This is a genomic window from Sphingomonas bisphenolicum (assembly GCF_024349785.1).
GTDB classification, from domain to species: Bacteria; Pseudomonadota; Alphaproteobacteria; order Sphingomonadales; family Sphingomonadaceae; genus Sphingobium; species Sphingobium bisphenolicum.
Genome location: NZ_AP018817.1, coordinates 972,072 through 997,645, shown reverse-complemented (window position 1 = coordinate 997,645; position 25,574 = coordinate 972,072). Strand labels below are relative to the sequence as shown.

Annotated in this window: 25 protein-coding genes; 16 read left to right on the top strand and 9 right to left on the bottom strand. The window is 62.9% G+C overall.

Annotation, left to right across the window (positions count from 1 at the left end; all coding sequences use genetic code 11):
* Nucleotides 1–294 precede the first annotated feature (294 nt).
* The 3 genes from SBA_RS04885 to hsdR are packed head-to-tail and all read right to left on the bottom strand — an operon-like array spanning nucleotide 295 to nucleotide 5,911.
* Nucleotides 295–1,065 carry a RipA family octameric membrane protein gene (locus SBA_RS04885; RefSeq protein ID WP_261936087.1) on the bottom strand — a complete coding sequence of 257 codons (771 nt, stop codon included), beginning with the start codon at nucleotides 1,063–1,065 and terminating at the stop codon, nucleotides 295–297.
* On the bottom strand, nucleotides 1,062–2,531 hold the full coding sequence (locus SBA_RS04880; protein WP_261936086.1) for an HsdM family class I SAM-dependent methyltransferase: 1,470 nt from the start codon (nucleotides 2,529–2,531) through the stop codon (nucleotides 1,062–1,064). Before SBA_RS04880 ends, SBA_RS04885 begins: the two co-directional genes overlap by 4 nt.
* Nucleotides 2,531–5,911, bottom strand: a complete 3,381-nt coding sequence (gene hsdR, locus SBA_RS04875; protein WP_261936085.1) for a type I restriction-modification system endonuclease — start codon at nucleotides 5,909–5,911, stop codon at nucleotides 2,531–2,533. The genes SBA_RS04880 and hsdR overlap by 1 nt, the downstream gene beginning before the upstream one ends.
* A gap of 400 nt (nucleotides 5,912–6,311) precedes the next feature.
* Here hsdR and SBA_RS04870 point away from each other — a divergent pair, with 400 nt between their 5' ends.
* The 4 genes from SBA_RS04870 to SBA_RS04855 all read left to right on the top strand — a co-directional run bounded on the left by SBA_RS04870 (nucleotide 6,312) and on the right by SBA_RS04855 (nucleotide 9,606).
* The gene (locus tag SBA_RS04870; protein ID WP_261936084.1) at nucleotides 6,312–7,232 is read left to right on the top strand and encodes a HEPN domain-containing protein; all 921 of its coding nucleotides are present in this window, start codon (nucleotides 6,312–6,314) and stop codon (nucleotides 7,230–7,232) included.
* 220 nt (nucleotides 7,233–7,452) lie between these two features.
* Nucleotides 7,453–7,941, top strand: coding sequence for a hypothetical protein (locus SBA_RS04865; RefSeq protein ID WP_261936083.1), 489 nt, complete (start codon nucleotides 7,453–7,455; stop codon nucleotides 7,939–7,941).
* Entirely contained in the window at nucleotides 7,938–8,450 is a 513-nt protein-coding gene (locus tag SBA_RS04860) for a sigma-70 family RNA polymerase sigma factor (RefSeq protein ID WP_224548090.1), read from the top strand. Before SBA_RS04865 ends, SBA_RS04860 begins: the two co-directional genes overlap by 4 nt.
* A 241-nt stretch (nucleotides 8,451–8,691) precedes the next feature.
* Nucleotides 8,692–9,606, top strand: coding sequence for an ArdC family protein (locus SBA_RS04855; protein WP_261936082.1), 915 nt, complete (start codon nucleotides 8,692–8,694; stop codon nucleotides 9,604–9,606).
* 101 nt (nucleotides 9,607–9,707) lie between these two features.
* On the opposite strand, the gene SBA_RS04850 is transcribed toward SBA_RS04855, so the two are convergent.
* Genes SBA_RS04850 through SBA_RS04840 form a run of 3 tightly spaced genes read right to left on the bottom strand, consistent with a single transcriptional unit; the run spans nucleotide 9,708 to nucleotide 11,657 of the window.
* A complete protein-coding gene (locus SBA_RS04850) occupies nucleotides 9,708–10,049 on the bottom strand; it encodes a helix-turn-helix domain-containing protein (protein ID WP_261936081.1) in 342 nt (113 codons plus the stop codon).
* The gene (locus SBA_RS04845) at nucleotides 10,042–10,401 is read right to left on the bottom strand and encodes a type II toxin-antitoxin system RelE/ParE family toxin (protein WP_224548093.1); all 360 of its coding nucleotides are present in this window, start codon (nucleotides 10,399–10,401) and stop codon (nucleotides 10,042–10,044) included. Before SBA_RS04845 ends, SBA_RS04850 begins: the two co-directional genes overlap by 8 nt.
* Nucleotides 10,402–10,442: 41 nt before the next feature.
* The gene (locus SBA_RS04840; RefSeq protein ID WP_261936080.1) at nucleotides 10,443–11,657 is read right to left on the bottom strand and encodes a tyrosine-type recombinase/integrase; all 1,215 of its coding nucleotides are present in this window, start codon (nucleotides 11,655–11,657) and stop codon (nucleotides 10,443–10,445) included.
* Between the two features lie 505 nt (nucleotides 11,658–12,162).
* Between SBA_RS04840 and SBA_RS04835 the strand changes: the two genes are divergently transcribed.
* Together SBA_RS04835 and SBA_RS04830 are read left to right on the top strand one after the other, a co-directional pair.
* The gene (locus SBA_RS04835) at nucleotides 12,163–12,702 is read left to right on the top strand and encodes a glycoside hydrolase family 108 protein (protein WP_224548095.1); all 540 of its coding nucleotides are present in this window, start codon (nucleotides 12,163–12,165) and stop codon (nucleotides 12,700–12,702) included.
* An 11-nt stretch (nucleotides 12,703–12,713) separates the two neighbouring features.
* Nucleotides 12,714–12,983 (top strand): 3TM-type holin, encoded by a 270-nt coding sequence (locus SBA_RS04830; RefSeq protein ID WP_224548096.1) that lies wholly within the window; start codon nucleotides 12,714–12,716, stop codon nucleotides 12,981–12,983.
* A gap of 450 nt (nucleotides 12,984–13,433) precedes the next feature.
* Here SBA_RS04830 and SBA_RS04825 read toward each other — a convergent pair whose 3' ends face one another.
* Entirely contained in the window at nucleotides 13,434–14,009 is a 576-nt protein-coding gene (locus SBA_RS04825; protein WP_224548097.1) for a hypothetical protein, read from the bottom strand.
* Nucleotides 14,010–14,288: 279 nt separating this feature from the next.
* Here SBA_RS04825 and rpsM point away from each other — a divergent pair, with 279 nt between their 5' ends.
* The 8 genes from rpsM (at nucleotide 14,289) to guaA (ending at nucleotide 23,101) form a co-directional block, all read left to right on the top strand.
* Nucleotides 14,289–14,657, top strand: coding sequence for a 30S ribosomal protein S13 (rpsM, locus tag SBA_RS04820; RefSeq protein ID WP_066606530.1), 369 nt, complete (start codon nucleotides 14,289–14,291; stop codon nucleotides 14,655–14,657).
* Nucleotides 14,658–14,768: 111 nt separating this feature from the next.
* A complete protein-coding gene (rpsK, locus tag SBA_RS04815) occupies nucleotides 14,769–15,158 on the top strand; it encodes a 30S ribosomal protein S11 (protein ID WP_004208752.1) in 390 nt (129 codons plus the stop codon).
* A 118-nt stretch (nucleotides 15,159–15,276) separates the two neighbouring features.
* Entirely contained in the window at nucleotides 15,277–16,338 is a 1,062-nt protein-coding gene (locus SBA_RS04810) for a DNA-directed RNA polymerase subunit alpha (RefSeq protein ID WP_224548098.1), read from the top strand.
* 176 nt (nucleotides 16,339–16,514) lie between these two features.
* Nucleotides 16,515–16,937, top strand: coding sequence for a 50S ribosomal protein L17 (gene rplQ, locus SBA_RS04805; RefSeq protein ID WP_224548099.1), 423 nt, complete (start codon nucleotides 16,515–16,517; stop codon nucleotides 16,935–16,937).
* 101 nt (nucleotides 16,938–17,038) lie between these two features.
* Nucleotides 17,039–19,219, top strand: coding sequence for a prolyl oligopeptidase family serine peptidase (locus SBA_RS04800; RefSeq protein WP_261936079.1), 2,181 nt, complete (start codon nucleotides 17,039–17,041; stop codon nucleotides 19,217–19,219).
* A 107-nt stretch (nucleotides 19,220–19,326) separates the two neighbouring features.
* The gene (locus SBA_RS04795; RefSeq protein ID WP_261936078.1) at nucleotides 19,327–19,959 is read left to right on the top strand and encodes a hypothetical protein; all 633 of its coding nucleotides are present in this window, start codon (nucleotides 19,327–19,329) and stop codon (nucleotides 19,957–19,959) included.
* A gap of 288 nt (nucleotides 19,960–20,247) precedes the next feature.
* A complete protein-coding gene (locus SBA_RS04790; protein WP_261936077.1) occupies nucleotides 20,248–21,498 on the top strand; it encodes a TCR/Tet family MFS transporter in 1,251 nt (416 codons plus the stop codon).
* 43 nt (nucleotides 21,499–21,541) lie between these two features.
* Nucleotides 21,542–23,101: a glutamine-hydrolyzing GMP synthase gene (gene guaA, locus SBA_RS04785; protein ID WP_224548104.1), complete on the top strand. Its 1,560-nt coding sequence runs from the start codon at nucleotides 21,542–21,544 to the stop codon at nucleotides 23,099–23,101.
* Between the two features lie 180 nt (nucleotides 23,102–23,281).
* Here guaA and SBA_RS04780 read toward each other — a convergent pair whose 3' ends face one another.
* Nucleotides 23,282–23,557 carry an HU family DNA-binding protein gene (locus tag SBA_RS04780; protein ID WP_224548130.1) on the bottom strand — a complete coding sequence of 92 codons (276 nt, stop codon included), beginning with the start codon at nucleotides 23,555–23,557 and terminating at the stop codon, nucleotides 23,282–23,284.
* A gap of 105 nt (nucleotides 23,558–23,662) precedes the next feature.
* Here SBA_RS04780 and SBA_RS04775 point away from each other — a divergent pair, with 105 nt between their 5' ends.
* Nucleotides 23,663–23,884: a hypothetical protein gene (locus tag SBA_RS04775; RefSeq protein WP_261936076.1), complete on the top strand. Its 222-nt coding sequence runs from the start codon at nucleotides 23,663–23,665 to the stop codon at nucleotides 23,882–23,884.
* Between the two features lie 37 nt (nucleotides 23,885–23,921).
* A complete protein-coding gene (locus tag SBA_RS04770; protein ID WP_261936075.1) occupies nucleotides 23,922–25,097 on the top strand; it encodes an aminotransferase in 1,176 nt (391 codons plus the stop codon).
* Here the strand turns inward: SBA_RS04770 and SBA_RS04765 are convergent.
* Nucleotides 25,052–25,564, bottom strand: coding sequence for a hypothetical protein (locus SBA_RS04765; protein ID WP_261936074.1), 513 nt, complete (start codon nucleotides 25,562–25,564; stop codon nucleotides 25,052–25,054). The two genes, SBA_RS04770 and SBA_RS04765, sit on opposite strands and share 46 nt — an antisense overlap.
* Nucleotides 25,565–25,574 lie beyond the last annotated feature (10 nt).

The window sequence follows — 25,574 nt, the reverse complement described above, 5'->3', positions numbered from 1 at the left end:
CGGCAATCGCGGTTTCCCAGAACTCGCGCTGCGCGGCGCTCTGCTTGATCCGCTCGCGCACGCTGTTGGCCGAACCGATATAGGCGCGCGTGCCTCCAACGGCTTCGGCATCGGGGCCAGACAGGATGTAGATGCCCGTCCGGTCCAGCTCTGGCCGGGCCGTCAGCGCGGCAAAGGTGGTACCAGTGGCGACAAAGGTGAGTCCAGTCCAACCATGAATGGTTGCCTTGCGCAGGCCGATGGGAGTGCCATCGACGAGGAAAAGCTGGATGGTACGACCAAAAGTTTCGGAGGTCATGTTTTAGGCTCCCGATCGACGAGATAGGGCCTGGCATTCTTGTCCTTGGTCAAGCGTGGGCGAAACGTCTGCACTGGCTGGCGTTCTTCTTGAACTTCAAATTCGACCTTTTTGCCTTTGAGTTCTGTAGGACGCCAATAGATGGCCCAAATCCCGAGCGCTGCACCGATCCAGCAGGCAATGCTCACGATTTCCGTCAAGCTTATGGAAGCCTGAAAGTCAGATGGCCGCAATGTCCAGTTGGGGTTCGCAACATGAGATGCTGCCGCCAACAGAAACAACCAGAAAACAAAGAAACAGATACTCAATCTGTCGTTCACGCCAGAGACTGACCAACGAAGACCATATTTTCCGACATATGCAGTCTTGTGAAGTCGACCTTCAAAGTCGTCTTCCAGCATGTCGATATGATGCTCCCAATTCTCTTGCCAGAATTTCGATCCCTGAGCTGAGAACCAACCTGCCGCCGCCGTAACCGTGCCAAGCGCAGCGAGTGCCACGGGCACTGTCACAGGGACTCCGTCGGCCCCGCCTTTCCAAATCAAGCCGATTGCAGCGAAAACGGCAGCCTGCAACAACCAGAAATAATTCGCTCGCTTCCAATAAAGCTCGATTTCGAACTTCCTAATTTCATGAGCGCGTTCAAGCGCGGCCTTCCTCATGCTGTAGTTTAGATCGACGAACGGCGTCCCCGATTCACGCAGATCGTTGACGGGTTCCAAATCCCGCTGGAGGCCTGTCGTCTCCAAATAGACGTTACAAGTCACGCCTCAACCTTTTCGGTCTCGGCCAGTTCGTCAGCAACCGCCTCGATCTCCTCCAGCGCGGCGCGCAGGTGGCCAAGGATGGCGGCGGCGATGTCATCGGGCTCGGTCAAGCCTTCCTCGACTTCTTCCTCGTCCTCGCGGAGCCAGGAAATGTCGAGGTAATCATTGCGCTTGGCGATGTCTTCGCGCGTGAAGGCGCGGAACCGCCCGGCTTCGCCTTCGTCCTCGCGCTTGGCAGTGCCGAACGGATCGGGTCCGTAGGCTTTTACGAACGGCGCGAAATCGTCTGCCGTCAGCGTGCGGGTCTTGCCGAAGTTGGGCATCTGCGCCCGCAGGTCATAGAACCAGACCTGCTTGGTCGCGCCGATGCGTTCCTCGGACTTCTTGGTCAGGAACATGACGTTGGTCTTGACGCCCTGCGCATAGAAGATTCCGGTGGGCAGGCGCAGGATGGTGTGCAGATCGCACAGGTCCATCAGCCAATTGCGCAGATCGCGGCCCATATTGTCTTCGAACAGTACGTTATCGGGGATCACGATAGCGGCGCGGCCACCAACTTTCAGGTTGCGCACGACGTGTTCGACGAAGGGTAGCGGGCCTTTGGCGGCCCCGGCGGTGATCACGAAATCACTACGGGTGACGCGTTCCGGGAACTTGTTGAACGGCGGATTTGTGAGGATCAGATCCGCCTTGTCGAACTTCTCGGCATCAGATGTCAGCGCGTCGATACAGTCGATGGGCTGGTCGATGCCGTGCAGCAGCAGGTTCATGGTATTGAGGCGGTGGGTGCCGGTGATCAGCTCTGCGCCCTGGAAGGCATTGTGGCGCTGGAAGTGCGCCATTTCCGGGCTCAGCTTCATCAGATCGTCGGTGTCGCGCAAGATCGCGCGGTGCGCCGAGATCAGGAAACCGCCGGTTCCTGCTGCCGGGTCCTGGATGATCTCCCCCGCCTTGGGCTGCACCAGTTCGATGATCGTGTCGATGAGCGGGCGCGGGGTGAAGTACTGCCCAGCCTTCGATTTGCGTTCCGATGTCGTGCGTTCAAGCAAGCCCTCGTAAAGGTCGCCAAGGCCATCTTCCTCTGCAGCATACCAGTCGACATTGTCGATGGTCGTGATGAGGGAGGTAAGCGCGGTCGCCTTGGTCAGCGATGTCTTCGCATCGGTAAACACCTGTTTCACCAGCGGGAAATTGATGTCAGCCCGCGTGCCAAGTTCGAGCAGCAATGCGCGATACCGAACGAGCCGGGCTTCGCCTTCCAGCTTTTTGAGCGCACCCCAGCGGCAATCGGCAGGAAGGCGCTCTTCCAACTTCTTGCCGTCACGTGAAACCTCTTCGAGCATCTTGAGCAGCAGAAGGTAGGTCAGCTCTGTGACATACTCGTAATAGCTGACGCCGCCGCCTTGCAGGCTTTTGCTGGCGTTCCACAGCTTTTGAACGGTCTCACGCGCCCTAGATCCGTTCATTACCCTGCCTCTTTCCAGATATTCTCATTAATGTCGCGAACGACCTGTTCCAGCTCGCCATTAAAGACACGGTCAATCCGTGGCCAGCCACCAAGCGAGGCAAATGGCTCGGCATCAAACGCGGCCCGGTCCACCACGATCTCGAGTTCGAGCTGGCGGCCAATGCGCTCGATCCATTTGCGCTGGACCTCGGTCCATTGCCGCTTGCGCAGGATGGCATCGACAGCGTGGCGGACACGATCCGCGTAGGAAACGAGAGGGTCGCCAATGGCAGCCTGGCGGACGTAGCCGATTATCGAGGCTGCAATGTCCTCGTTTTTGGCATCGGCCCAGGCGCGCTTGATTTTGCTGTCGGTGAATCCTTCCGCGTCCAGCTCAAGCCGGAGCTGGCGCAATTCTTCACGCGTCAGTTCCTGCGGGCGCTGTACGACGATCCGCAGGGCGGCGATCCGGTTGACATTGTCGCGGACGAATTGGGTGAACTTGTCGAGGAAATCTTCGGGCTTGTCAGCGGTGCCGTAACCGCGTGTGACGCTGACCACCTCATCATCGTGCTCACTGATCGGCACATAGCGCGGGGTACCATCCTCATTGATCCAATCGAGGATCGGGCCGAGATTGGGACGATCCGAGATCCAGTTCGAGAGATCAACGGGATCACCTTGCATGAAACGGTCAAGGCTGGCCTCGGGTGTTTCGCCAGCCTCCTTTTCGAATCGGGCACGCATCTCGGGTGTCAGCTTTTTGATGCGGCGGCGCAGACGGACAATGATCTGTTCGCGAACGCGGTTCTTGTGCGGCGCATCACCATGACCGGCCAGCTCTTCGAACAGTTTGGTCAGGGTGAACTTGGGGTCTGCAGCGACCGGCTTCATGTCGGTCATATCCTGCAAGTGCGCGTAGAGGTCTACCGCGTCGAAGATACGAAATGCTTCTTTGCCAATTTCAGGGCAGAGGCGCGTCGCACGGCCAAGCATCTGCTCATAAAGAATACGGCTGTTCACTCGTCGCATGAAAACGATGTTGGTGATCTTCGGGACGTCGACGCCTGTGGTCAGCAGATCGACGGTCACCGCGACTTTGGGCAGCGGGTCGTTGCGGAAGGACAAGATCAGGTTTTCGATCTTATCGACATCGCCGGTCAACCGCTGGACGGCTTCATCTTTCAACGGGCCGTAGGCTTTGCGGAACGCGTCGCGCAACTCCTTGACGAGGATATCGGCGTGCGCCTTCGAGGCGGCGAAGATCAGCGTCTTATCGGGATCGCCGGGATCGATGTATTTGACCAGTTCTTCGGCAACCGCCCGGTTGAACGGGACGGTCACAACACCCTTGTTGAATTGCTCGACTTCGAAATCGACCTCATCGGCAAGCGTGATCGTTTCCACCTGGCCGGTCGGGGGATGGACGAAATCGACCGTATCATCGCGCACGAAGTGGATGCCGCCTTCCGAGAGCTTGGTGGCAATCCGGATGGGCGGCTCGTGATCGTTGAGAAAGCCGTCGACTACGGCTTCACGGTAGGAATAGGTGAAGACTGGTTTTCCGAAAATGTCGGTCGTGTGTAGCGCGGGCGTCGCGGTTAGGCCGATCTTGACCGCATCGAAATGCTCAAGGACCCGGCGATATTTCGAGACATAGTCCGACTGATCGCGGAAGCTGAGATCGCCATCGGACATTTCCCGGTCGAGCAGATAGCCCCGGTGGCATTCATCGACGATCATCAGGTCGTATTGATCGATTGGCGGCGCGTCTTCGGCGCTCGCGGAATAGAGCACTCTGCGCACTAGGCCCTGAATCGTGCAGATATGCACCCGGGTATCGTCATCAGGGGTCACATCGGCCAAGCCCTTCAAGCCGAAGATATCGGCAAAGGCCTTGCCATTGACCACCTTGGTTGTGGTGAATTCATCCTTGGTCTGGCGACCGAGAGCGCTTCTGTCGACGACGAAACAGACCCGTCGGAAACGCCGGGCCGAAATCAACCGATAGAGCATCGCGATGGCGAGCTTGGTCTTGCCCGTTCCGGTGGCCATCGCCACCAGCATCGCGCGGCGATTGTCCGCCAACCCCGCCTCGACGGCTTGAATGGCCTCGCGCTGGTAGTGTCGAAGGGGAAAGCCAAAGTCGAACGGCTGCGATGCGAGTTCCTTATGGGCAGCCACTTTGTTGACAGACAGTCGTTCCAGCAGGCCCTTGGGCGAAGGCCAGCCGGCCAAAACTTCTGCCGGATTATTGGGATCGCGAAGGTCGCGCCGCCAGATGCCAGACAGTGCTTCCACTTGCTTCAGATACGGGCGACCATTCGTTGAGAATGCAAACGGGGCTTTGAATTCGAGCCAAGGTCCATCTTCGGCAAATTCGGCCTCCTGCATATGGATGTCGGAGGCATAGCGTTCGGCCTGACGCAAAACGGCCATGACGTTGCGATTGCGACGTTTGGCCTCGATCGTTCCAACCAGGGTCATCCCGCAGAACAAGGCGTAATCAGCAGGTCCCGTCATCGTCGGCCATTCAGCGATAGCCCGATTTCGCCCTTTGACCGGGCGGCTATCACTCGCGTAGCGCAAGGCCGGGGTATCCGCCTCCCATCCGGCGTCACGAAGTTGCTGGTCGATCAGCGCCCGAGTGCCAGCCTCATCGAGATTGATCTGATCGGCGGCATCCCTAGCCAATTCCGCCACGATTTCAAGCGCTGGGGCGTTGTTGCCCTTCGCGAACGAGAGCGCGGCCTCGAGTTGCTCCGCAAGTTCGGAGCGTCCTTTGTCCGCCTCTTCAGCCAAACTCTCCCAGATTGCGCGCTCTTGCCGCTCGTTAGCGGCGGTCTCCGCTGCCGACTTTAGCTTTGCTTCTGCCGCGACAGCTTCCGCTTTGAGTCGCTCCGCCTCGGTCTGCGTTGCTGCCAGTTGGGCTTTGAGACGATCCAATTCCTGGGCAAGTGCGGCATCAGCGTCGGTGGGGCGTGCTGGCGGGACAAATGGGCCGAACTTGTCGGCTGGATTGTGAAAGGTTCGCGAATACCAGATGGCAAGCTGACGGGCGAGCTTGAGCCCATTGAGCGCACCGGCGTGATCGTCCGCGCTGCCATGAGCCGCCTGATTTCCAGCGATGCGAAGAGAATGGAACAAGTCACCGACTTCGCCGGGCAGGCTGCATTCAAACTTCAAACGCCGAAGTATATCGGCAAGATTGTCACTGGGGAAAACCTCAAGACCATACCGCGAGGCAGTTAGTTGCGCGGTCAGTTCAGAGAGTTGACGCAGCTTGATCAGGCATGTGTTCGGGTCTTCTGCAAAATAGCGCTCCGCGAGTAGCCCCAGGCGATAGACCTGGGGCTCAAGCTTCTGAAGAAATGCAAAGTTTGAATTTCCCCCAACCATCAGCACTGATTATCGCGGGTCACGCAATTACGAAACAGCTTTTCGCCGTGGGCGCTGCTCAAGGTCGGCGCCGAAGGGGGCTTATAGACCACTGAAATGCCAGCCGAGCTAATGTCGCTTCCCGCATCTGAGCGGTTAGAAGCTGACAGCCCGTTTCCGGCCCAGCTCGCGTCGTTCTGAGACGTCGGTAGCCTTAACGCCGGACGTCCGTTCCCGACAGGAGCTGCCGTCCGAAATGTCGCCTGCGAACGGCAGCAAAGTCCCAGCCCCAGTCGTTCATACTCCGCCTTCCCGATGAATGGACTGCGGACAAGGGGTTTCGAACGGTTTGATCATTAAGCCATAGCCTTGCAACGATTGCGCTTGCCAAACAACAGCGAATGCCGAAAGAATCTTGGCAATGCGCACTGATATCGACCATCTTCCTGCGGCCAAGCAGCGCGAGCTTGAGCGCATCGTCGAGGTCATTTTCGAAGAATTTTGTGACGCAATCGGGAATGCCACCGGGCCTCGCAAGGGCGCGCGCATCCTCAAGATCGTGCTGTTTGGGAGCCACGCGCGGGGCGACTGGGTCGATGCGCCACTGTCGGCAAACCAGTACAAGTCCGACTACGATATCTTCATCATCGTCAGCCAGAAGGAACTGACCGACCGGGCGGCATACTGGGCCAAGGCCGAAGAGCGGCTGATCCGGGCCTACACGATCGAGAAGACGCTGCGCACGCCGGTCAATTTCATCGTCCATTCGCTGCACGAGGTGAATGACGGCCTCGCCCATGGGCGCGTCTTCTTTATGGAAGTCGCCAAGGACGGGATTGCGCTCTACGAGACGGACGGTAGCGAACTGGCGACGCCCAAGCCAAAGACACCCCAGCAGGCGCTGACGACGGCGAGAGAGTATTTCGAAGAGCATGTCGCCAGCGCGGCAGAGCAACTCGAGATCTATAAATTTTGTATGGAGCGACGCAGCTGGAAAAAGGCCGCTTTCAATCTGCATCAAGCTGTTGAAGGTCTATATCAGGGCCTGCTCCTCACCCTGACCTTCTACGCGCCCCACAACCACAACATCGCCTTCCTGCGGTCGCTGGCCGAAGGGCTGGATCGCCGCCTCTACGGCATCTGGCCAGAAGCCACACGTCGCGAACGCGCCATGTTCCAGAAGCTGAAAGAGGCTTACACCAAGGCCCGCTATTCCCGGCACTACCGGATCAGCACGGAAGAACTGGCATGGCTCGGTGAACGGGTCGAGGAACTTGGCCGCGTCGTCCATCAGGTCTGCTCGGAACGGATCGCGGAACTGGAGGCCGCCGCGGGGAAATAGCGATTCCGCCCGCCGTCTTGTCCGGCCCCCTCCTTTCTGGCATATTCGACGGCACGGGATGGAAGGACTGGCGGCCATCTCGAGGATAATCCTGCCAGGCATCATGTAGGTCCGGCCGCCAAGGTCGGGCAGTTGCTGCAAGCCGCGATGGCGGCGCACAGTGGACACCGCTTGCACTATCCGCGCCCGAATGCGCGGATCGCCGGTGTGCGAGCTGCAAATGACACCCCCTACCGACGTTTACGCGCGCGAAGTGGTGATGGCGCGCGTCAACCATTTGGTCCGGCGCAAACAGAACGAGATCGAACGCATCGCGCGGATCATCCGCGCCTGTTTCGAGCCCGAACGAGTTCAGGCACCCCAGCCGGGGAAGATCAGGCGAATCATCCTTATCGGTCCCTATGCGCGCCGATCATGGTACGAAGATCGGCATACGATCCAGTTCTCGGACTATGAATTCTGGATCGTCGTCAACCATCCTGCCTTCAAGGATGAGCGCTGCTGGCAGCGGGCGCACGATGTCATCGACAGCGAACTGTGCAATCGTTGCGCGGTCGATATCGATGTATTCTCCAAGGCCGACATCCGCATCGCCAGGATCGAGCGCGACACCTTCATCCTCGATCGCATCGAGGCGGGCATCACGCTCTACCGCGCCTCGCGCGACGCGCCCCTGAATGAACGCGAACGTCGGGAGGCAAGGCAATGACCCCCTCCCGTTCCCCGGCTGCCTTCGAGGCACTTTACCGGGCAGAATATGCGCGGGTCCTGCGTTTCTTCCGAAAGCGGGTGGGAGGGGACGATGCCCCCGACCTCGCGCAGGAGGTCTTCGTGAAGCTGTTTGCTGCGGGCGTTGTCGAACACATCGAGAATCCGCCAGCCTATCTCACCCGATGCGCGCGCAACCTTCTTATCAGCCACGCGCGTCGCAGGGCGTCGGCACACATCGTCACCTGTCCCATCGACGAAGGCCGGGATGCACCGGCGCCTCCCGAGCAGCCCTGGAGAATCGAGGAGGGAGACATCCGGAGGGTCTATCGACGGACACTGCTGGCCATGCCACGCAAGACCCGCCGCATCTTCCTCATGCACCGCCTGAAATGCATGACCTATGCGGAGATCTCCGCGCAGGTCGGCATCGGCTACAGTGGCGTCGAATATCATATGACGCGTGCCCTGGCACGGTGCCGCAGGACGGCTTCTGTGCATCGATTGTAGAATGGCTTCCTAAGCTCACGATTGAGCGCCGCCAGCGGCGCACCCTTTCCACAGTTCCGGAGGGAGAAAGAGGCTCTGCCTCTCTCTCCCTGCAAGGTGCCGCTTTGAGGCCGTGGCTCGCTTCGCTGCGCCCGCACCACCCCCGGCACCGGACCTTGCCCCCACTCTCTCCGCCCCTCGCCGGGTCGGCAGGGGTCATGCGCGGCATGTCCCGCTGCGCGGATTGGAAGGGAGTAACATCATGACCCAGAACACCGGCAAGCAAGACCCTCACAGCCGTATCACCGACCGCATCCTGGCCGAACTTGAGCAAGGCACCCGCCCCTGGCTGAAACCGTGGAGCGGCGGCGACATCGCCAAGTCCGGTCAGGCTCGCCCCTTGCGCGCCACCGGCCAGCCCTACCATGGCATCAACGTTCTTCTTTTGTGGATAGAGGCGCAGGCATCCGGTTTCGTCAGCCCGTCATGGATGACCTACAAGCAGGCGCAAGCCTTGGGCGCGCAGGTGCGCAAAGGGGAGCATGGCGCAACCGTGGTCTATTATGGCGACAGCACCAAGACCGTGCATGACGATGCCAGTGGGGAGGATCGGGAACAGGGCTTCCGTTTTCTGAAGACCTATACCGTGTTCAACGTGGCGCAGATCGACGGCTTGCCCGAACGATTCCATATCATACCGGAGCCCGCGCCGGAGATGGAGCGCATCGAAGCCGCCGAGACATTCTTTGCCAGCATCCCCGCAACCGTGAACCATGGCGGCGACAAGGCCTATTACATCCCATCAGCCGACCGCATCCAGCTTCCACCTTTCGTCGCCTTCCATGATGCCCACGGCTATTTCGCCACGAGGGGGCATGAAACTGTCCATTGGACTCGGCACAAGAGCCGCCTTGATCGCTCATTCGGGCGCGAGAAGTGGGGAGATGAAGGGTATGCACGGGAGGAATTAGTAGCGGAATTAGGCGCTGCCTTCCTGGCCGCCGATCTTGGGCTTTGTATCGAGCCGCGCCCCGATCATGCCAGCTACATCGCAAGCTGGATCAAGGTGCTGCAAAACGACACCCGCGCCATCGTGCAAGCCGCCGCCCATGCCGAACGCGCCGTTGCCTATCTGCACCAACTGGCGCCCACAAAAGCGATCGAGAAAGCGGCGTAGATTATTTTGATGAGGCCGCCCCAAGAAGGGGCGGCCCCTTCGCTTGTCCCACCCACCAACCCCATGCGCGGGCAGCTCCCTTCGATCGCGGCTAATTGGTTTCAGGCAGCAAGCGTTGATATCGAAGCCCGCTTTCCACCCGCACGCGGCGCGACGGAAATCTTCACCCGAACGTCCCGGTTGAGCCGGTCGAGGATCCGTAACAGCCGGTCGATGGTGAATCGCTCCAGTTTGACTTGGCGGATACGCGAAAAATCGGCGGCCGATATGCCGGTGCGCGCTTCGGCATCCCGAACCGTCAGCCGCTCGGCATCGAGCGTTTTGACGATTTCAGCGGCAAGGATCGCACGAAACTGCCGAATGCTGGCATCGGGCTGATCGAAGTCGGCAAAGACATTGCCCGAACCGCGAATCAGTTCGAAATCGTCACCATGGTCAGCCATCGAGCATCTCCTTCAGCCGCTTGATCCGCTCGCGCACGAGATCGATCTCGTGGCGCGGCGTCGCAATTCCCTTGGTCGATTTCTTCTGGAAGGCATGAACCACCCAAATGTCGTCGCCCATTTGTAGCGCATAGACGACCCGAAAGGCGTCGCCGCGCTCTTTGATCGCCAATTCCCACACACCGGCACCCAGACCGGCAAGCGGCTTGGCAATGTCCGGCGTTCCGCCATCGGCGACCACGGTCAGGGCATCCAATGCCCGATCCATGGCACGCGCAGGGAACGCCTCAAAATCTCTTCGCGCCGCCTTGATCCAAGAGACAGTGCGGAGCGTGTTACGTGATTTCGCCATATGTAGTCAAATCTGCCAACAAGGTCAATCCGCGTGCAGCATCATGCCGCCGCTGCAAATGGCGAGGTGCTGACCAGCACTTCCACGGCTTTCAGCTTATGTTCGGGCGCGAGATGGGCATAGCGCAGCGTCATCGCATAATCGCTATGCCCAAGCAGTTCGCGCACGGTGTTGAGATCGACCCCGCCCATTACCAGCCGCGAGGCGAAATGGTGGCGCATGTCGTGCCAGCGGAACGCGGTGATGCCCGCATCCTTGAGCAAATGCCGCCACGAGAAATTGACGCGATCAAACCGCTGGCCCGCGTCGTTGACAAAAACCAGCCCGTCGGTGCTCTCCGCTTGCGCGCGCCAGCCCTGCAAAACGAACATGGCCTCCCGATTGAGCGGGATATGGCGCGTTCGCCGCGATTTCGCGGTTGCACCCGTCACGGTCAGAATACGCCGGTCGAGATCCACATTCGACCAGGTGAGATCGAAAAGTTCACCGCGACGGCAGCCCGTGTTGATCGAGAGCAGAATCAGCGGCTTCACATGGTCGGTAAAGGCCAACTGCCGCAGGCTCGGCAGCAATTCATACCCGCGTTCGCTCCGCCAACGGTTAGCCGAATCGCGCTCGGCGCAGCGGCGCTCTTCCCGAGCATCGAGCGCCGCACGCAAGCGGGCCTCTTCGTCGTAGGAGAGATAGCGGACCTTGGGGCAATCGTCGGTACGCGATTTCTTGACCTTGGCGAGCGGATTGGTCCCGAGCAACTCCCATTCCACCGCGCGGTTGAACGCAGCCTTGATTGAGGAAATATCCCGGTTGATGGTTTCGAGGCTCAACCCGCGTTCGACCTCGCCTCCACGCCAGCGTTCGACATCCAGAGGGGTGATTGCATCAAGGCGCTTGTCCAGCAGGACCTTGAACGCGGTCGCAAGCCGGTTGAGGTTTTGCTTATGCGCTTTTTGATTGGCCCTGGCCCAAAGCCCATAGTCGCCATCGAGAAAAGCGCGGAAGGTCGGCACCTCCCGCTTGGGCTTACGAGCTTCGATAGGATCAATGCCGCGATAGACTTCAGAGAGTATGACGCGGGCGCTTTCGCGGGCCTCGGACAAACCCACCGCATCGGCCCTGCCCAGCCACACCCGCTTGCCCCGCGCATATTCGCAATAGAATGACTTCACACCGGCGGGCGTTACGCGCAGGATCAAGCCTTTCAGCCGGGCATCCCTATAATCTTTGACCTTAACCGATATGGGAAACTTATCGACCATGGATTGTGTCAAAGCAGTTCGCATAATTCCGGCCTCGCCTGCCAAAAATTAAATCCCGAATCGTATCGTTCTGGTGGTGCACTGGTGGTGCAACTTGTTGCAACAGAGCGGAACATAACGGGACAATCTGCACCACCAGAGATGTCAGCAGACTGGCAGAAAAGACCCCATTTTTCAAGGTTTATCGTTTAATTTCGGAGCATTAGGAACCATCAAAAAGGCGGGCTGGGGGTGTGGGGGTCGGAGGTTCGAATCCTCTCGTCCCGACCAAGATTTTCGGAAAAGCGGCCGTCCGGGGGACGGACGCCCGAAAATCTCCCAAGCGCAAGCGCGGGAGGCCATCAAGCATTTCCAATAATGACGTGAGTCGGCCGTAAAGCCGACCGCTTGGTCGCGCCTGCAGGCGCGCAGACACCTGCGCGCACCGCGCACCGCATATTTCCCGCTGTCCTACAACGAACCATATGGGATAAATGATTCGCCTCTTTCCTGACTGGAGGCGAATATGGACATTCACGACCTGATCGACGAGGTCATCGCCCGCGAAGGCGGCTACAGCAATCACCCTGCCGATCGCGGCGGCCCGACCAACATGGGCATCACCTTGGGCGTAGCGCGCGCCAATGGCTATGCCGGCGAGATGCAGGCGATGCCGCGTGCCATGGCGGAGGGCATCTACCGCCGCCTCTATTGGGACCGGCCCGGCTACGCCTTCGTCGCGGAAATGAGCTGGCCGATCGCGGCGGAACTGTTCGACACCGGCGTCAATATGGGCGTCGCGACCGCGACCGGCTTCCTCCAGCGCGCGCTCAACGCGCTCAACCGCAACCAGCAGGACTATCCCGATATCAAGGTGGACCGGGCGATCGGCGCGCGGACGCTGGCCGCCTTGCGCGCGTTCCGCACCTTGCGCGGCGCGTCCGGCGACAAGGTCCTGCTCAAGGCGATGGAGGCGTTGCAGGGCGAACGCTATGTCGCCTTGGCGGAGCAGCGTCCAGCCAACGAAGCCTTTCTCTACGGCTGGCTCGCCAACCGGATCGGTTAAGGGAGGTGACGATGCAGCAGGACACCGACCCCGACTCGACCGATCCCTGGGCAAGGCGCGCGCGACCCGCCTTTCTTTACGTCATGTATGCGCTGCTGCTCTGGTCGGTGCCGATGGGGCTGGTCGCGGGCATCCATCCGGCCACGGCGGCGGCGATCATCGCGGGGATGCGCGCCTATCTGGGCGCGCTCCCCGAACCGCTCTACGCGCTCTTCGGCACCGGTTATCTGGGCTATACCGCCGCGCGCGCCTGGGGCAAGGCGAAGGGGCTGGAACGCTAACGGAGAGGGGGCGGCCTTGAGAAGCGAGGCCGCCGCCCCGCCCTATCATACAAGCATGAGAGGGGCCGCCGGGTCAAAGCCCGACGGCCCATCATGTGCATGGTCAGCGGCCGGAAGCACCGCCCAAGGAAAACGGATTGTCGCGCTATCGCCCGCCCGGAGACACGGCCTGTCTATTGGCGCTCACAGTCTCTGGTGAAGGGATCGACGCTAAGGCGTCGCTCAGCGGCGCGTTTCCCGAATGGACTGAACCGACCCCAATGCTGAACCATGAGACATCGGATCACCTCCTTTCGCTAGTTGAAGCCCGCGTGACCGGCTTCGAGTGTACCCTCTGATCGGCCACGAGACGGACTGTGAATCAGACGAGAGACATGATCAAGACTTGTAATTTTCTTTTTTCGAATCATAATTTCGCGTCCTGCTTCGGCGCCGATCACGCCGAACGGTTCAACCCCGGCAATCCTCGATGACGCGCGATATTTCGGCCCAGGCCGGGACGATCAACGGCGGCTGCCCGGCCGCCTCCACCGCGATCTTGCCGCGGCTATAGGCAAGCTGGTCGAGGCCGGTATCAGATGCAGCGCGAAAAGCGACCAGATGCGGCACCGCGCCACCGGATGCCGTCGCCGGCCAGCTCGCTGCGCCATAGCTGGTCCGCACGATCAGCGCGCCCTGGCCACCCCCGGCCCCAACCGCCGCCCGCGCCAGGCTGACCCGGCGGCTGGCGCGGTCGCAGCGCAGCGTCAGTTGCGCGTCCGCTATGCTCGAACCGAATGTCGCGGACGCCCCCGCCGCTTCGGCGCGATATGTCCAGTTGCCCGGCGCGACCGGCCGATATTGCCATTCCGTTGCGACCGGCGCGGGCTGCGCCTGGGGCGCAGGCGTCGGCGCAGGCCGGACGGGTCGCCCCGCCACGGGCGCTGGCGCAGGGCGCGCCACCGGCCGGTCGGCGCCGGGGCCGACGCAGGAGCCAAGCAGGATCAGAAAGGGCGCGAGCGCGGCGAAGGATGGGATGAGACGCATAGCCTTCCATGCCGGACGCTTGCCGGACGCTCAACCCGAAAAGGGTCGAGCCGCCGAACCGCTGCGTCCGGCCGCATGGCAATTGACTATTTTCCGCCGAATCGCTAATGGCCCCCTTCCCCTGAACGTGGCGAGCGGCGGTGCTTTTGGCACTGGCCGTCTTTTTTGCGTCCCGGGGTTATGTAATTGGCCGTTTTTCCTCGCCAGGGAAAACCGGCTCGGACGCTTTGAGATAGGGACGACTCCGGTCGGCCCTGTGGAGCAGGAGACACTATTACCATGGCACGTATTGCGGGTGTTAACATCCCGACCAACAAGCGCGTGATCATCGCGCTGACCTACATTCACGGCATCGGTCGCAAGACCGCCGTCGACATCGCCGACAAGCTGGGCATCGATCACAGCCGCCGCGTGCAGGACCTGTCCGACGCCGAAGTGCTGCAGATTCGTGAAACCATCGACGCCGACCTGTCCGTCGAGGGCGACCTGCGTCGCGAAACCGCGATGAACATCAAGCGCCTGATGGATCTGGCCTGCTATCGCGGCCTGCGTCATCGCAAGGGCCTGCCGGTCCGCGGCCAGCGCACGCACACCAATGCGCGCACCCGCAAGGGCAAGGCGAAGCCGATCGCTGGCAAGAAGAAGTAAGTAAGGCGCCGGGAAAACGGTCCGGGGGACTGTTTTCAGCCTTACTCCGCCGGAGGCAGCCATCGACAAGGCGCGGCCTAGGCCTAGCAGATTTTGTAGGAAGAACTCAAAATGGCACGCGAACCCCAGCGCATTAAGCGCCGCGAACGCAAGAACATCTCGGCCGGCGTGGCCCACGTCAACGCCAGCTTCAACAACACCATGGTGACCATCACCGACGCCCAGGGCAACGCGATTTCGTGGTCCTCGGCCGGCATGATGGGCTTCAAGGGCAGCCGCAAGTCGACCCCGTACGCCGCCCAGGTGTGCGCCGAAGACGCCGGCCGCAAGGCCGCCGAACATGGCGTCCGCACGCTCGAAGTCGAAGTGAAGGGCCCCGGTTCGGGCCGTGAATCGGCTCTGCGCGCGCTGCAGGCCGTCGGCTTCCACATCACCTCCATCCGCGACGTGACGCCGATCCCGCACAATGGCGTGCGTCCGTCCAAGCGTCGCCGCGTCTAACAGCGGCTGAGCGATATGCGGGCGGCGGACGCGCCGCCCGTTACCCGTCTACATCGGCCGCAACGTCCTGTCGGGTCCAGGATGATAAGCGTTTCGGCCACATCCCCAGGGGAATTACATGACTGTCAACATGAAGAACTGGCAGGAATTGAAGAAGCCCAACGCCCTCGAAATCAAGCCGACCAGCGACGGCAAGCGCAAGGCGACCTTCGTCGCCGAACCGCTTGAGCGCGGTTTCGGCCTGACGCTCGGCAATGCGTTGCGGCGGGTTCTTCTTTCCTCGCTCCAGGGCGCGGCGGTCACCTCGATCAAGATCGAGAACGTCCTGCATGAATTCTCGTCGCTGGCCGGCGTGCGCGAGGACGTGACCGACATCGTCCTCAACATCAAGCAGGTCGCGCTCCGCATGGAAGGCGAAGGCCCCAAGCGGCTGCAGCTTTCCGCCACCGGCCCGGCCGTGGTGAAGGCGGGCGACATCAGCGTCGTGGGCGACATCGAAGTGATGAACCCCGATCTGGTCATCTGCCATCTGGACCAGGGCGCGACGCTCAACATGGAACTGACCGCGGATGTCGGCAAGGGCTATGTCCCCGCCGTCGCCAACCGCCCGGCGGACGCACCGATCGGCCTCATTCCGATCGACGCGCTCTACTCGCCGGTCCGTCAGGTCGCCTACAAGGTGGACAACACCCGCGTCGGCCAGGAACTGGACTATGACAAGCTGTCGCTGACCGTCGAGACCGACGGCACCGTCACGCCGGAAGACGCGGTGGCCTATGCCGCCCGTATCCTGCAGGACCAGCTCCAGCTGTTCGTCCACTTCGAAGACGCGCTGCCCGCCGCCGCCCCTGCTGCGGGTCACACCGCCGCTGCGGCTTCGGAAGGCGAAAGCGACACCAACCAGATCAACCGCTATCTTCTCAAGAAAGTGGACGAACTGGAACTGTCGGTCCGCTCGGCCAACTGCCTCAAGAACGACAACATCATCTATATCGGCGATCTGGTCCAGAAGACCGAAGCCGAGATGCTGCGCACCCCCAATTTCGGCCGCAAGTCGCTGAACGAAATCAAGGAAGTGCTGTCGTCCATGGGCCTGCGCCTGGGCATGGACATCCCCGGCTGGCCGCCGGAAAATATCGAGGAAATGGCCAAGAAGCTCGAACAGGAGCTGCTGGGTTAAAGCCAGACTGCCGTTCGTTTCGAGCGAAGTCGAGAAACGGGAAGCTCGCGCAAGACGCTTCTCGCCACGCTCGAAGCGAACGGATGCTGGTTTATCGGGGTTTTGGGCGGCGCCCCTTATTCGCCGCCTGGTCTGGGATACCTTGCACGGTCCCTTAACGAACGAAGGAATGCATTATGCGTCATAGAGTTGGTCATCGTAAGCTGCAGCGCGCCACCGGTCATCGTACCGCCCTGCTGCGCAACCTCGCCGCGTCGCTCATCAAGCATGAGCAGATCCTGACCGGCGTCGCCAAGGCCAAGGAACTGCGTCCCTACGTCGAAAAGCTGATCACGCTCGCCAAGAAGGGTGGCCTGTCCAACCGTCGTCTGGCCGACGCCCGCCTGAAGGACGACGCGCAGCTCGCCAAGCTGTTCGAAGTCCTGGCCGAACGCTACAAGGACCGCAACGGCGGCTATACCCGCGTAATCAAGGCCGGCTTCCGCGCCTCGGACGCGGCGCCGATGGCGATCATCGAGCTGGTCGACCGCGACGTCAGCGCCAAGGGCCAGGACAGCGGTCCGGTCTTCAGCGCGGAAGACGAGCAGGAAGACGCCTGATCCGACCAGTCCCGCATTCAGGGACTGGCGCTTTACCAACAGGCCGTGGCTCTCTAGGGAGCCACGGCCTGTTGTCGTTTGGAAAAGAGTCGAAAGAGAGGATGCGCGTCGCTGCCCTGATCCTGCTGCCGCTGCTGCTGGCGGCCAGCCCCGCTTATGCGGGGCCGGAGGGCGCCGCCATCGATGCGGGCGGCCTGAAGGCGTCCGACGCCCTGCGCTATCCCGTCGCCAGGCGGCTCGACCTGGTCGAGGATCATTTCGGCGTGAAGGTCGCCGATCCCTATCGCTGGCTCGAAAACGACCTGCGCGCCGACCCTGCGGTGCGCGACTGGGTGGGCCAGGAAAATGCCCTCACCCGCCGCTATATCGACGACCTCCCCGGCCGCGAGGCGCTCAAGGGCCGGATGCAGGCGCTGCTCTCGCACGGCCGCTACACCGTGCCGCGCAAGGCGGGCGGCCGCTATTTCTATGGCTATAACAAGGGGCTGGAGAACCAGACCCCGCTCTATGTCCGCGAAGGGCTGAACGGCCCGCAACGGCTGCTGCTCGACCCCAATGACTGGGCGAAGGATGGCGCGAGCGCGCTGGCGGAATGGACCCCCTCCCCCGACGGCCGCACCCTCGCCTTCGCAGTGCAGGAGGCCGGCAGCGACTGGCGCACGCTCAAGCTGCTCGACGTCGATACCGGCAAAGTGCTGGACGACCGCGTCGAATGGGTGAAATTCTCCCAGATCGCCTGGGACGGCCGGGCAGAGGGTTTTTTCTACTCCCGCTTCGCCGCGCCCCAGGATGGCGAGGCATTCCGGTCGGCCAGCGAGGACCAGCAGCTCTATTATCACCGCATCGGCACCGCCCAGGCCCAGGACCAGCTCGTCTACGCCACGCCCGACCGGCCCGCGCTCAGCCACCAGGCGCAGGTGACCGGCGACGGCCGCTGGCTGATCATCAGTTCCTTTCAGGGCATAGACCCCCGCCGCGAACTCCATGTCGCGGAACTCACCGGCGGTCCGATCAAGCCTCGCCTGCTGGTCAAGGGACCGGCGCAGGACTGGCGGCTGATCGGCAGCAAGGGGACGACTCTCTTCTTCCTGACCGACGATCACGCCCCCCATATGCGGGTGGTGACGCTGGACGCATCGCGCCCGCGCCAGCGACCAAAGTCGCTGGTGCGCGAGCGGCCGGAGACGCTGGCCGGCGGGTCGCTGGTCGGCAACCGCATGATCCTGGCCTATATGAGCGACGCCCAGACCGTGGCCGAACTGGTCGAACTGGACGGGCGCAAAGTGACCGACGTGCCGTTGCCGGGCTTTGGCACCGCGGCGGGCTTTGGCGGGCGGGAAGGCGACCCCGAAACCTTCTTCAGCTTCTCCGGCTTCGTCACCCCGTCCAGCATCTACCGCTTCGACACCAGCAGCCTGCAAAGCCAGATCTTCGCCCAGCCCGACCTGCCCTTCGACCCTAATGATTTCGGCATCGAACAGCGCCTCTACCCTTCGAAGGACGGCACGCTGATCCCGATGACGATCCTGCGCAAGAAGGCGCTGGCCGATCGCGCGATCGCCGCGCCGACCATCCTCTACGGCTATGGCGGCTTCAACATTTCGCTGACGCCCGGCTATTCGGCGACCCGCATGGCCTGGCTGGAACAGGGCGGCGCCTATGCCATCGCCAATCTGCGCGGCGGCGGGGAATATGGGAAGGCGTGGCACGATGCCGGGCGCGGCGCGAACAAACAGAATGTCTTCGACGATTTCATCGCCGCGGCCGAATATCTGAAAGCCAACGGCTTCACCCCCCAGAACGGCCTCGCGATCGAGGGCCGCTCGAACGGCGGGCTGCTCGTCGGCGCCGTGGTCAATCAGCGGCCCGACCTGTTCGCCGCCGCGCTGCCGGCCGTGGGCGTCATGGACATGCTGCGCTTCGACCGCTTCACCGCGGGCCGCTACTGGATCGACGATTATGGATCGCCTGAAAAGGCGGCCGATTTCCCGCTGCTCTACGGCTATTCGCCCTATCACAACATATTGGGCGGAAAGGATTATCCCGCGATATTGGTGACCACCGCGGACACCGACGACCGCGTCGTCCCCGCCCACAGTTTCAAATATGCCGCCGCGCTTCAGGCCGCCGACCTTGGCGCCCGCCCCCGCCTGCTGCGCGTCGAAAGCCGGGCGGGCCATGGGTCGGGCAAGCCGGTCGACAAGCTGATCGACGAATATGCCGACAGCTATAGCTTCGCGGCCTATTTCACCGGATTGAAGATCAAGGCCAGGCCGGATTGATAGTCCCGCGGGGGGACCGGCAAGGCCGGTGGACGGGCGCCACCGCCGTTCAGCCGCGCGACAGCCGATCGCGGCTATAGCCCCATTCATCGCATGGAGACGCAGGCATGATCGGGACCAAGACTCGCTGGATGACCGGGGCGCTGGTGGGCGCGGGGCTGCTGCTGGGCAGCGTCGGGACGGCCGAAGCCCGCCCGCGCTACGGCTATGGCGGCGGTGGCTGGGGCCATCAGGGCGGCTGGGACCGGCATCATCGCCGCGGCGACGGCTTCGGCCTGGGCGACGCGATCGGTGTCGCCGCGATCGTGGGCGCGGTGGCGATCGTCGCCAATTCCATGAACAAGGACAAAAGGGTTCGCGATCCGAACACCGGCGGCGAATATGACGCGCCCCCGCCCAGCAGCGGCACCGACTATGGCGCGGACGTCCGCGATGACGCCCCCGTGCGGGACGACGCCGACTTCTCCGATATCGCGGGCGCCGACGATGGGAACGGCGCGCTGACCGACGCCTGCGCGCTTGCCGCCCGCGACGAAGCGCAGGCGCGGGAGGGCGGCTATGCCGAGGTGCGCCACATGGAAACGCCGCTCGCCACGGCCGATGGCTATAATATCGACGGCTATGTCGAAACCCGCACCAGCTATCACGCCAATGACGGCGTCTCGCGCCGCTTCACCTGCGCGATGAAGAACGGCCGGGTGGCGGAAGTCTATCTCAGCCGCGACGTCGCGATGCGGTAAGCCGGGTCTGCCAGTCTCGGTCATGCGGCCGGAATGTCGATTTCCTGCCATGCACTGCCTGCCAGCGGGATGGGCACTCGCCGCCCGTCTGGCACCATTGATGCAGGACCGGCACTTGGTGGCCGCCTCGTTGGCGCACCGGCGCGACCCGTCCGATATCCATCACTTACTCGACCATGGCTTCGCAGCGGCGTTTCAGCGACGATTGCTTCCCGACACTGAACAACATCGTGAACTTCGGCACCGTCGCCCTTGGCAACCCCCGCGCATCCCTATAGCCCCACCGCCATGTCCGCCCCGCCCCTGCCCCGCCGCAACGCCGCGATCGTCTTCATCCTCGTCACGGCGCTGCTCGACGTCATGTCGATGGGGATCGTCATCCCGGTCCTGCCGCAGCTCATAGAAACGCTGTCCGGCTCCAACACGGCGGCCGGGATGTGGAACGGCCTCTTCGTCGCGCTGTGGGCCGGGATGCAGTTCGTCTGCTCGCCCCTGATCGGTTCGCTGTCCGACCGCTTCGGGCGGCGACCGGTGATCCTGATCTCGGTCGCGGGCCTGTCGCTCGACTATGTGCTGATGGCGCTCGCACCCAATCTCTGGTGGCTGGCATTGGGCCGCATCCTGGCAGGCATCACCTCGTCCAGCTTCACCTCCACCTTCGCCTATATGGCCGACATCACTCCGCCCGAAGAGCGCGCCAGGGGCTATGGCCTCATCGGCGCGGCCTTCAGCGCCGGCTTCGTCGCCGGGCCGTTGTTGGGCGGCGTGCTGGGTGAAATTTCCCACCGCGCGCCCTTCTGGGCCGCCGCCGCCCTGTCCGGCCTCGCCTTCCTCTACGGCCTGTTCGTCCTGCCCGAATCGCTGATGCCGGACAAGCGCATGGCGTTTAGCTGGCGTCGCGCCAATCCCTTCGGCGCGCTGCGCCTGCTGCGCTCGCACCCGGAACTGTCCAGCCTCGCCGTCGGCAATTTCCTGCTCTATTTCGCCCATCACATCTTCTCCGCCATCTTCGTCCTCTATGCCGGCGATCGCTACGGCTGGGGCGCATGGCAGGTGGGCGGCCTGCTGGCGCTGGTGGGCCTGCTCGACATGGCCGTGCAGGGGCTGCTGGTGGCCCCGGTGGTCAAGCGGCTGGGCGACCGCACCACCATGGTGGTGGGGCTGTGCTTCGGCGCGATCGGCGTCGCGGCCATGGGCCTCGCCCCGACCGGCTGGCTGTTCATCGCCGCCATGTTCCCCAATGCGCTCTGGGGCCTCGCCATGCCGACGATCCAGTCGCTGATGACGCGGCACGTCTCGCAATCCGAACAGGGCCAGTTGCAGGGCGCGAACAACAGCGTCGGCGCGATCGCCGGCATCGTCTCGCCGCTCTTCTTCGGCGCCATCTATTCGCTCTCGGTGGGGGCAAGACCGACCCTGCCCTTCATCGGCAGCGCCTTCCTCATCGCCGCCGCCGTGCTGGCGTTCGCGGCGCTGATCGGCTGGCGAGCGGGCCAGCAATTCAAGCCGCAACTGGACATATCGGGGCCGGGCGACTAACCGGGCGCGAATCCCTTCCCACGCTCGACATAAAGGCGATTCGATGACGCTGCCCCTTCAGGATTCCATCCTCATCGTGGACTTCGGCAGCCAGGTGACCCAGCTCATCGCCCGCCGCGTCCGCGAAGCCGGCGTCTATTCCGAGATCGCCCCCTTCAACAGCGCCGCCGAAGCCTTCGAACGGATGCAGCCCAAGGGCATCATCCTGTCCGGCGGCCCCTCCTCGGTCATGTGGGAGGACAGCCCCCGCGCCCCGCAGCATTTCTTCGACGCGGGCATTCCGATCCTGGGCATCTGCTACGGCCAGCAGACGATGATGCAGCAGCTCGGCGGCAATGTCGAAGGCGGCGAAAGCGGCGAATTCGGCCGCGCCTTCATCGAAGTGAAGCAGGGCTGCGCCCTGTTCGACGGCCTGTGGACCACCGGCGAAAAGCATCAGGTCTGGATGAGCCATGGCGACAAGGTCACGAGCCTGGCCCCCGGCTTCGAAGTGGTCGCGACCAGCGAGGGCGCGCCCTACGCCATCACCGCCAACGAGGCCAAGCGCTTCTACGCCACCCAGTTCCACCCCGAAGTCGTCCATACCCCCGACGGCGCCAAGTTGCTCGCCAATTTCGTCCGCCATGTCTGCGGCCTCGCCGGTGACTGGACCATGGCGGAGTTTCGCGCGACCAAGATCGCGGAGATTCGCGCGCAGGTGGGCGAAGGCCGGGTCATTTGCGGCCTGTCCGGCGGCGTCGACAGCGCGGTCGCTGCGGTCCTGATCCATGAAGCGATCGGCGACCAGCTCACCTGCGTCTTCGTCGACCATGGCCTGATGCGGCTGGGCGAAGCCGAACAGGTGGTCAGCCTGTTCCGCGAACATTATGGCATCAAGCTGGTCCATGTGAATGCGGAGGACCGCTTCCTGGGCGGCCTTGCCGGCCTCACCGACCCGGAAAAGAAGCGCAAGTTCATCGGCGGCGAATTCATCGCCGTGTTCGAGGAGGAAGCCGCGAAGATTGGCGGCGCCGACTATCTGGCGCAGGGCACCCTCTATCCCGATGTGATCGAGAGCGTCAGCTTCACCGGCGGCCCGTCGGTCACGATCAAGTCGCACCATAATGTCGGCGGCCTGCCCGAACGCATGAACATGAAGCTGGTCGAGCCCTTGCGCGAACTGTTCAAGGACGAGGTCCGCATACTCGGCAAGGAACTGGGCCTGCCCGACATCTTCGTCGGTCGCCACCCCTTCCCCGGCCCCGGCCTCGCCATCCGCATCCCCGGCGAAGTCACCAAGGAACGCTGCGACATTCTCCGCAAGGCGGACGCCATCTATCTGGAGGAGATTCGGAGCGCCGGCCTCTATGACGCGATCTGGCAGGCCTTCGCGGTGCTGCTGCCGGTCCGCACCGTGGGCGTGATGGGCGACCACCGCACCTATGACAGCGTCTGCGCCGTGCGCGCCGTCACCTCGACCGACGGCATGACCGCCGACATCTACCCCTTCGACGCCGCCTTCCTCAGCCGCGTCGCGACCCGCATCATCAACGAGGTCAAGGGCATCAACCGCGTGGTCTATGATTACACCTCGAAGCCGCCGGGCACGATCGAGTGGGAATGATCTGAACTTTCCACGAGGGATCGAAACTGCGCCGGAATGACGCATGATCCACTGACTGGACATATTTGCTGATCGACGACATGCGCCGACGGGTGGTGGATGTCCTTCGCGATGAACATCCGCCCGATGCGAACGGACGACGCTTCGCCCGGTCTGCCGGGCGAAGCGCATTGTCTCGGGTTAACCGTTCAGCTTGTCCTTCACCGCCTTGGCGGGCGTGAAGCTGAGCTTGCGCGACGCCTTGATGGTCATCGCTTCGCCGGTCGCGGGGTTACGGCCCTCACGCTCCGGGCTGTCCTTCACCTTGAACTTGCCGAAGCCGTTGATCGAGATTTCCTCGCCCTGCGCCGCAGCATCGCCGATCGCGGCGAACAGGCCATCGACCAGCTTCTTCGCGTCCGCCTTGGTGATCCCGTTTTCGCCGGCCAGCTTGTCGGCAAGATCGCTGTTGTTCATCGATAGTCTTCCTTGTTGTTGAAACCTGAGTGGACGATCTAGCCACATTCGCAGCCCGCGTCACTGCATCCTTGCTCGCGCCACTGCGCTGCAATCAAGAGCATAATGCCCGTCAACGCAAGCGGTGCGCCGTTATCGATCATATGGACGCGGCTGCCGCCCCTGTTCCTGCGTTTCGACCGCCCTGGCGGCGAGCGCGAAGCCGGAGGGGTGGACCCGGCCGATGCCGAAAGCCGCGACCGCATGACGGACCCGAAGCGGGGCGCACCAGGCACCGGTCGAGCGCAGGGATCAAGCCTGCCGATCGCTGATCGCTTGCGCGCCTGACTTGGGATGCCACCCCCGACAGGCTATAGCTGCATCCATGATCGCCCGCCCTCCCCTCGGCCACCCCGTCTATCGGGACATGTCGACCACCATCTTCGAACATATGTCCGCCCGCGCACGGGAAACGGGCGCCATCAATCTGGGGCAGGGTTTCCCCGAAGGCCCCGGCCCAGATGCCGTCCTGCAAGCCGCCGCCGACGCGCTGCTGACCCGATCCAGCCAATATCCGCCGATGGCGGGCCTCGTCGAGCTGCGCACGGCCGTCGCGGATCATTATGCCCGCCACCAGCAACTCGACCTCTCGCCGCAGGAGGTGATCGTCACCTCCGGCGCGACCGAGGCGATCGCCGCCAGCCTGCTGGCGCTGGTGCAGCCGGGCGACGAAGTGCTGATGCTCGCCCCGCTCTACGACGCCTATCTGCCGCTGGTGGAGCGGGTCGGCGGCGTGGCGAAGCTGGTGACACTGACCCCGCCCGACTGGCGCATCACCCGCGAAGCGCTGGCGGCGGCGATCACGCCCCGCACCCGCATCCTGCTGATGAACAATCCGGTGAACCCCACCGGCGTCGTGCTGCGGGAAGAAGAACTGGCGCTGATCGCCGACCTGTGCGTCGCCCATGACCTCATCGCCATCTGCGACGAAGTCTGGGAACAGACCGTTTATGACGGCCTGCCCCACCGCCCGCTCATGGGCCTTGCGGGAATGCGCGACCGCACCGTCAAGATCGGGTCGGCGGGCAAGATTTTCTCCGTCACCGGCTGGAAGGTCGGCTGGATGTGCGCCGCGCCGCCGATCGCCGCCCTGCTCGCCCGCGCCCACCAGTTCCTGACCTTCACCACCCCGCCGGGCCTGCAATGGGCGGTGGCTGAGGGGCTTGCCTATCCCGACGCCTGGTTCGCTGACCAGCGCGCCGCCTATCAGGCGTCGCGCGACCGGCTGGCGGCGGGCCTCGCGGCGGCGGGCTATGTGGTGCAGCCCAGCGCCGCGACCTGGTTCCTGTCGATCGACCTGCCCGCATCGGGCATCGCGCTGGACGACGTCAGCTTCTGCAACCGCATCATCGATGAAGCCGGCGTGGCGGCGATCCCGATCAGCGCCTTCTATCCGACGCGGCCTGTCACCCATCTGGTCCGCCTCTGCTTTTCCAAGACGGACCGGACGTTGGATCAGGCGATAGAACGGCTCGCCGCCTTCCGCGCGACGCTTGGCTGACGGACGATCGCCGCGCCCAGGATCAGCATCGCGACCAGCAGCAGCCCCTGCGTCGCCAGAAAGGGCGGTTCCGTCCCGGTCGGCGCGAAGGCATGGAGCCAGGGCATCTTCAGGAAGCTCTGCACCACCAGCACGAACAGGTTGAGCCACAGGGCCGCGGTCGCGCTCACCGCGTAGACGACCCGCGCCCGGCCGCGCAGCCTGAGACCATATAGCACCACCAAAGCGACGATCAGCACCAGGGTCGAGACGATCCCGACCCCGATCGCCGGGGTGAAGCCGCGAAAGGGAAAGAGGAAGCCGGTCAGGCTGGTCAGCAGGGTGGTGGCGAGGAAAAGCGCCTGAATGCGAGGCAGGAACCGCCCCTTCGCCTGCGCCAGCAGGGCGGCAAGTCCGGCAAGGATGCCGATCAGGCTGATCGCGACATGCAGGACGATGAAAGCGGGAATGGAAAGACCGAGGATCATGATATGTCTC

Coding starts and splice junctions, on each gene's coding strand:
- SBA_RS04765 (WP_261936074.1), bottom strand. CDS start 25,564: ATGATCCTCGGTCTTTCCATTCCCGCTTTCATCGTCCTGCATGTCGCG.
- SBA_RS04850 (WP_261936081.1), bottom strand. CDS start 10,049: ATGGCTGACCATGGTGACGATTTCGAACTGATTCGCGGTTCGGGCAAT.
- SBA_RS04825 (WP_224548097.1), bottom strand. CDS start 14,009: ATGCGTCTCATCCCATCCTTCGCCGCGCTCGCGCCCTTTCTGATCCTG.
- SBA_RS04810 (WP_224548098.1), top strand. CDS start 15,277: ATGACTGTCAACATGAAGAACTGGCAGGAATTGAAGAAGCCCAACGCC.
- SBA_RS04865 (WP_261936083.1), top strand. CDS start 7,453: ATGACACCCCCTACCGACGTTTACGCGCGCGAAGTGGTGATGGCGCGC.
- SBA_RS04835 (WP_224548095.1), top strand. CDS start 12,163: ATGGACATTCACGACCTGATCGACGAGGTCATCGCCCGCGAAGGCGGC.
- SBA_RS04855 (WP_261936082.1), top strand. CDS start 8,692: ATGACCCAGAACACCGGCAAGCAAGACCCTCACAGCCGTATCACCGAC.
- SBA_RS04780 (WP_224548130.1), bottom strand. CDS start 23,557: ATGAACAACAGCGATCTTGCCGACAAGCTGGCCGGCGAAAACGGGATC.
- SBA_RS04840 (WP_261936080.1), bottom strand. CDS start 11,657: ATGGTCGATAAGTTTCCCATATCGGTTAAGGTCAAAGATTATAGGGAT.
- SBA_RS04775 (WP_261936076.1), top strand. CDS start 23,663: ATGCCCGTCAACGCAAGCGGTGCGCCGTTATCGATCATATGGACGCGG.
- SBA_RS04790 (WP_261936077.1), top strand. CDS start 20,248: ATGTCCGCCCCGCCCCTGCCCCGCCGCAACGCCGCGATCGTCTTCATC.
- hsdR (WP_261936085.1), bottom strand. CDS start 5,911: ATGGTTGGGGGAAATTCAAACTTTGCATTTCTTCAGAAGCTTGAGCCC.
- SBA_RS04770 (WP_261936075.1), top strand. CDS start 23,922: ATGATCGCCCGCCCTCCCCTCGGCCACCCCGTCTATCGGGACATGTCG.
- SBA_RS04800 (WP_261936079.1), top strand. CDS start 17,039: ATGCGCGTCGCTGCCCTGATCCTGCTGCCGCTGCTGCTGGCGGCCAGC.
- SBA_RS04795 (WP_261936078.1), top strand. CDS start 19,327: ATGATCGGGACCAAGACTCGCTGGATGACCGGGGCGCTGGTGGGCGCG.
- SBA_RS04845 (WP_224548093.1), bottom strand. CDS start 10,401: ATGGCGAAATCACGTAACACGCTCCGCACTGTCTCTTGGATCAAGGCG.
- SBA_RS04860 (WP_224548090.1), top strand. CDS start 7,938: ATGACCCCCTCCCGTTCCCCGGCTGCCTTCGAGGCACTTTACCGGGCA.
- rplQ (WP_224548099.1), top strand. CDS start 16,515: ATGCGTCATAGAGTTGGTCATCGTAAGCTGCAGCGCGCCACCGGTCAT.
- SBA_RS04880 (WP_261936086.1), bottom strand. CDS start 2,531: ATGAACGGATCTAGGGCGCGTGAGACCGTTCAAAAGCTGTGGAACGCC.
- rpsM (WP_066606530.1), top strand. CDS start 14,289: ATGGCACGTATTGCGGGTGTTAACATCCCGACCAACAAGCGCGTGATC.
- SBA_RS04830 (WP_224548096.1), top strand. CDS start 12,714: ATGCAGCAGGACACCGACCCCGACTCGACCGATCCCTGGGCAAGGCGC.
- guaA (WP_224548104.1), top strand. CDS start 21,542: ATGACGCTGCCCCTTCAGGATTCCATCCTCATCGTGGACTTCGGCAGC.
- rpsK (WP_004208752.1), top strand. CDS start 14,769: ATGGCACGCGAACCCCAGCGCATTAAGCGCCGCGAACGCAAGAACATC.
- SBA_RS04870 (WP_261936084.1), top strand. CDS start 6,312: ATGCGCACTGATATCGACCATCTTCCTGCGGCCAAGCAGCGCGAGCTT.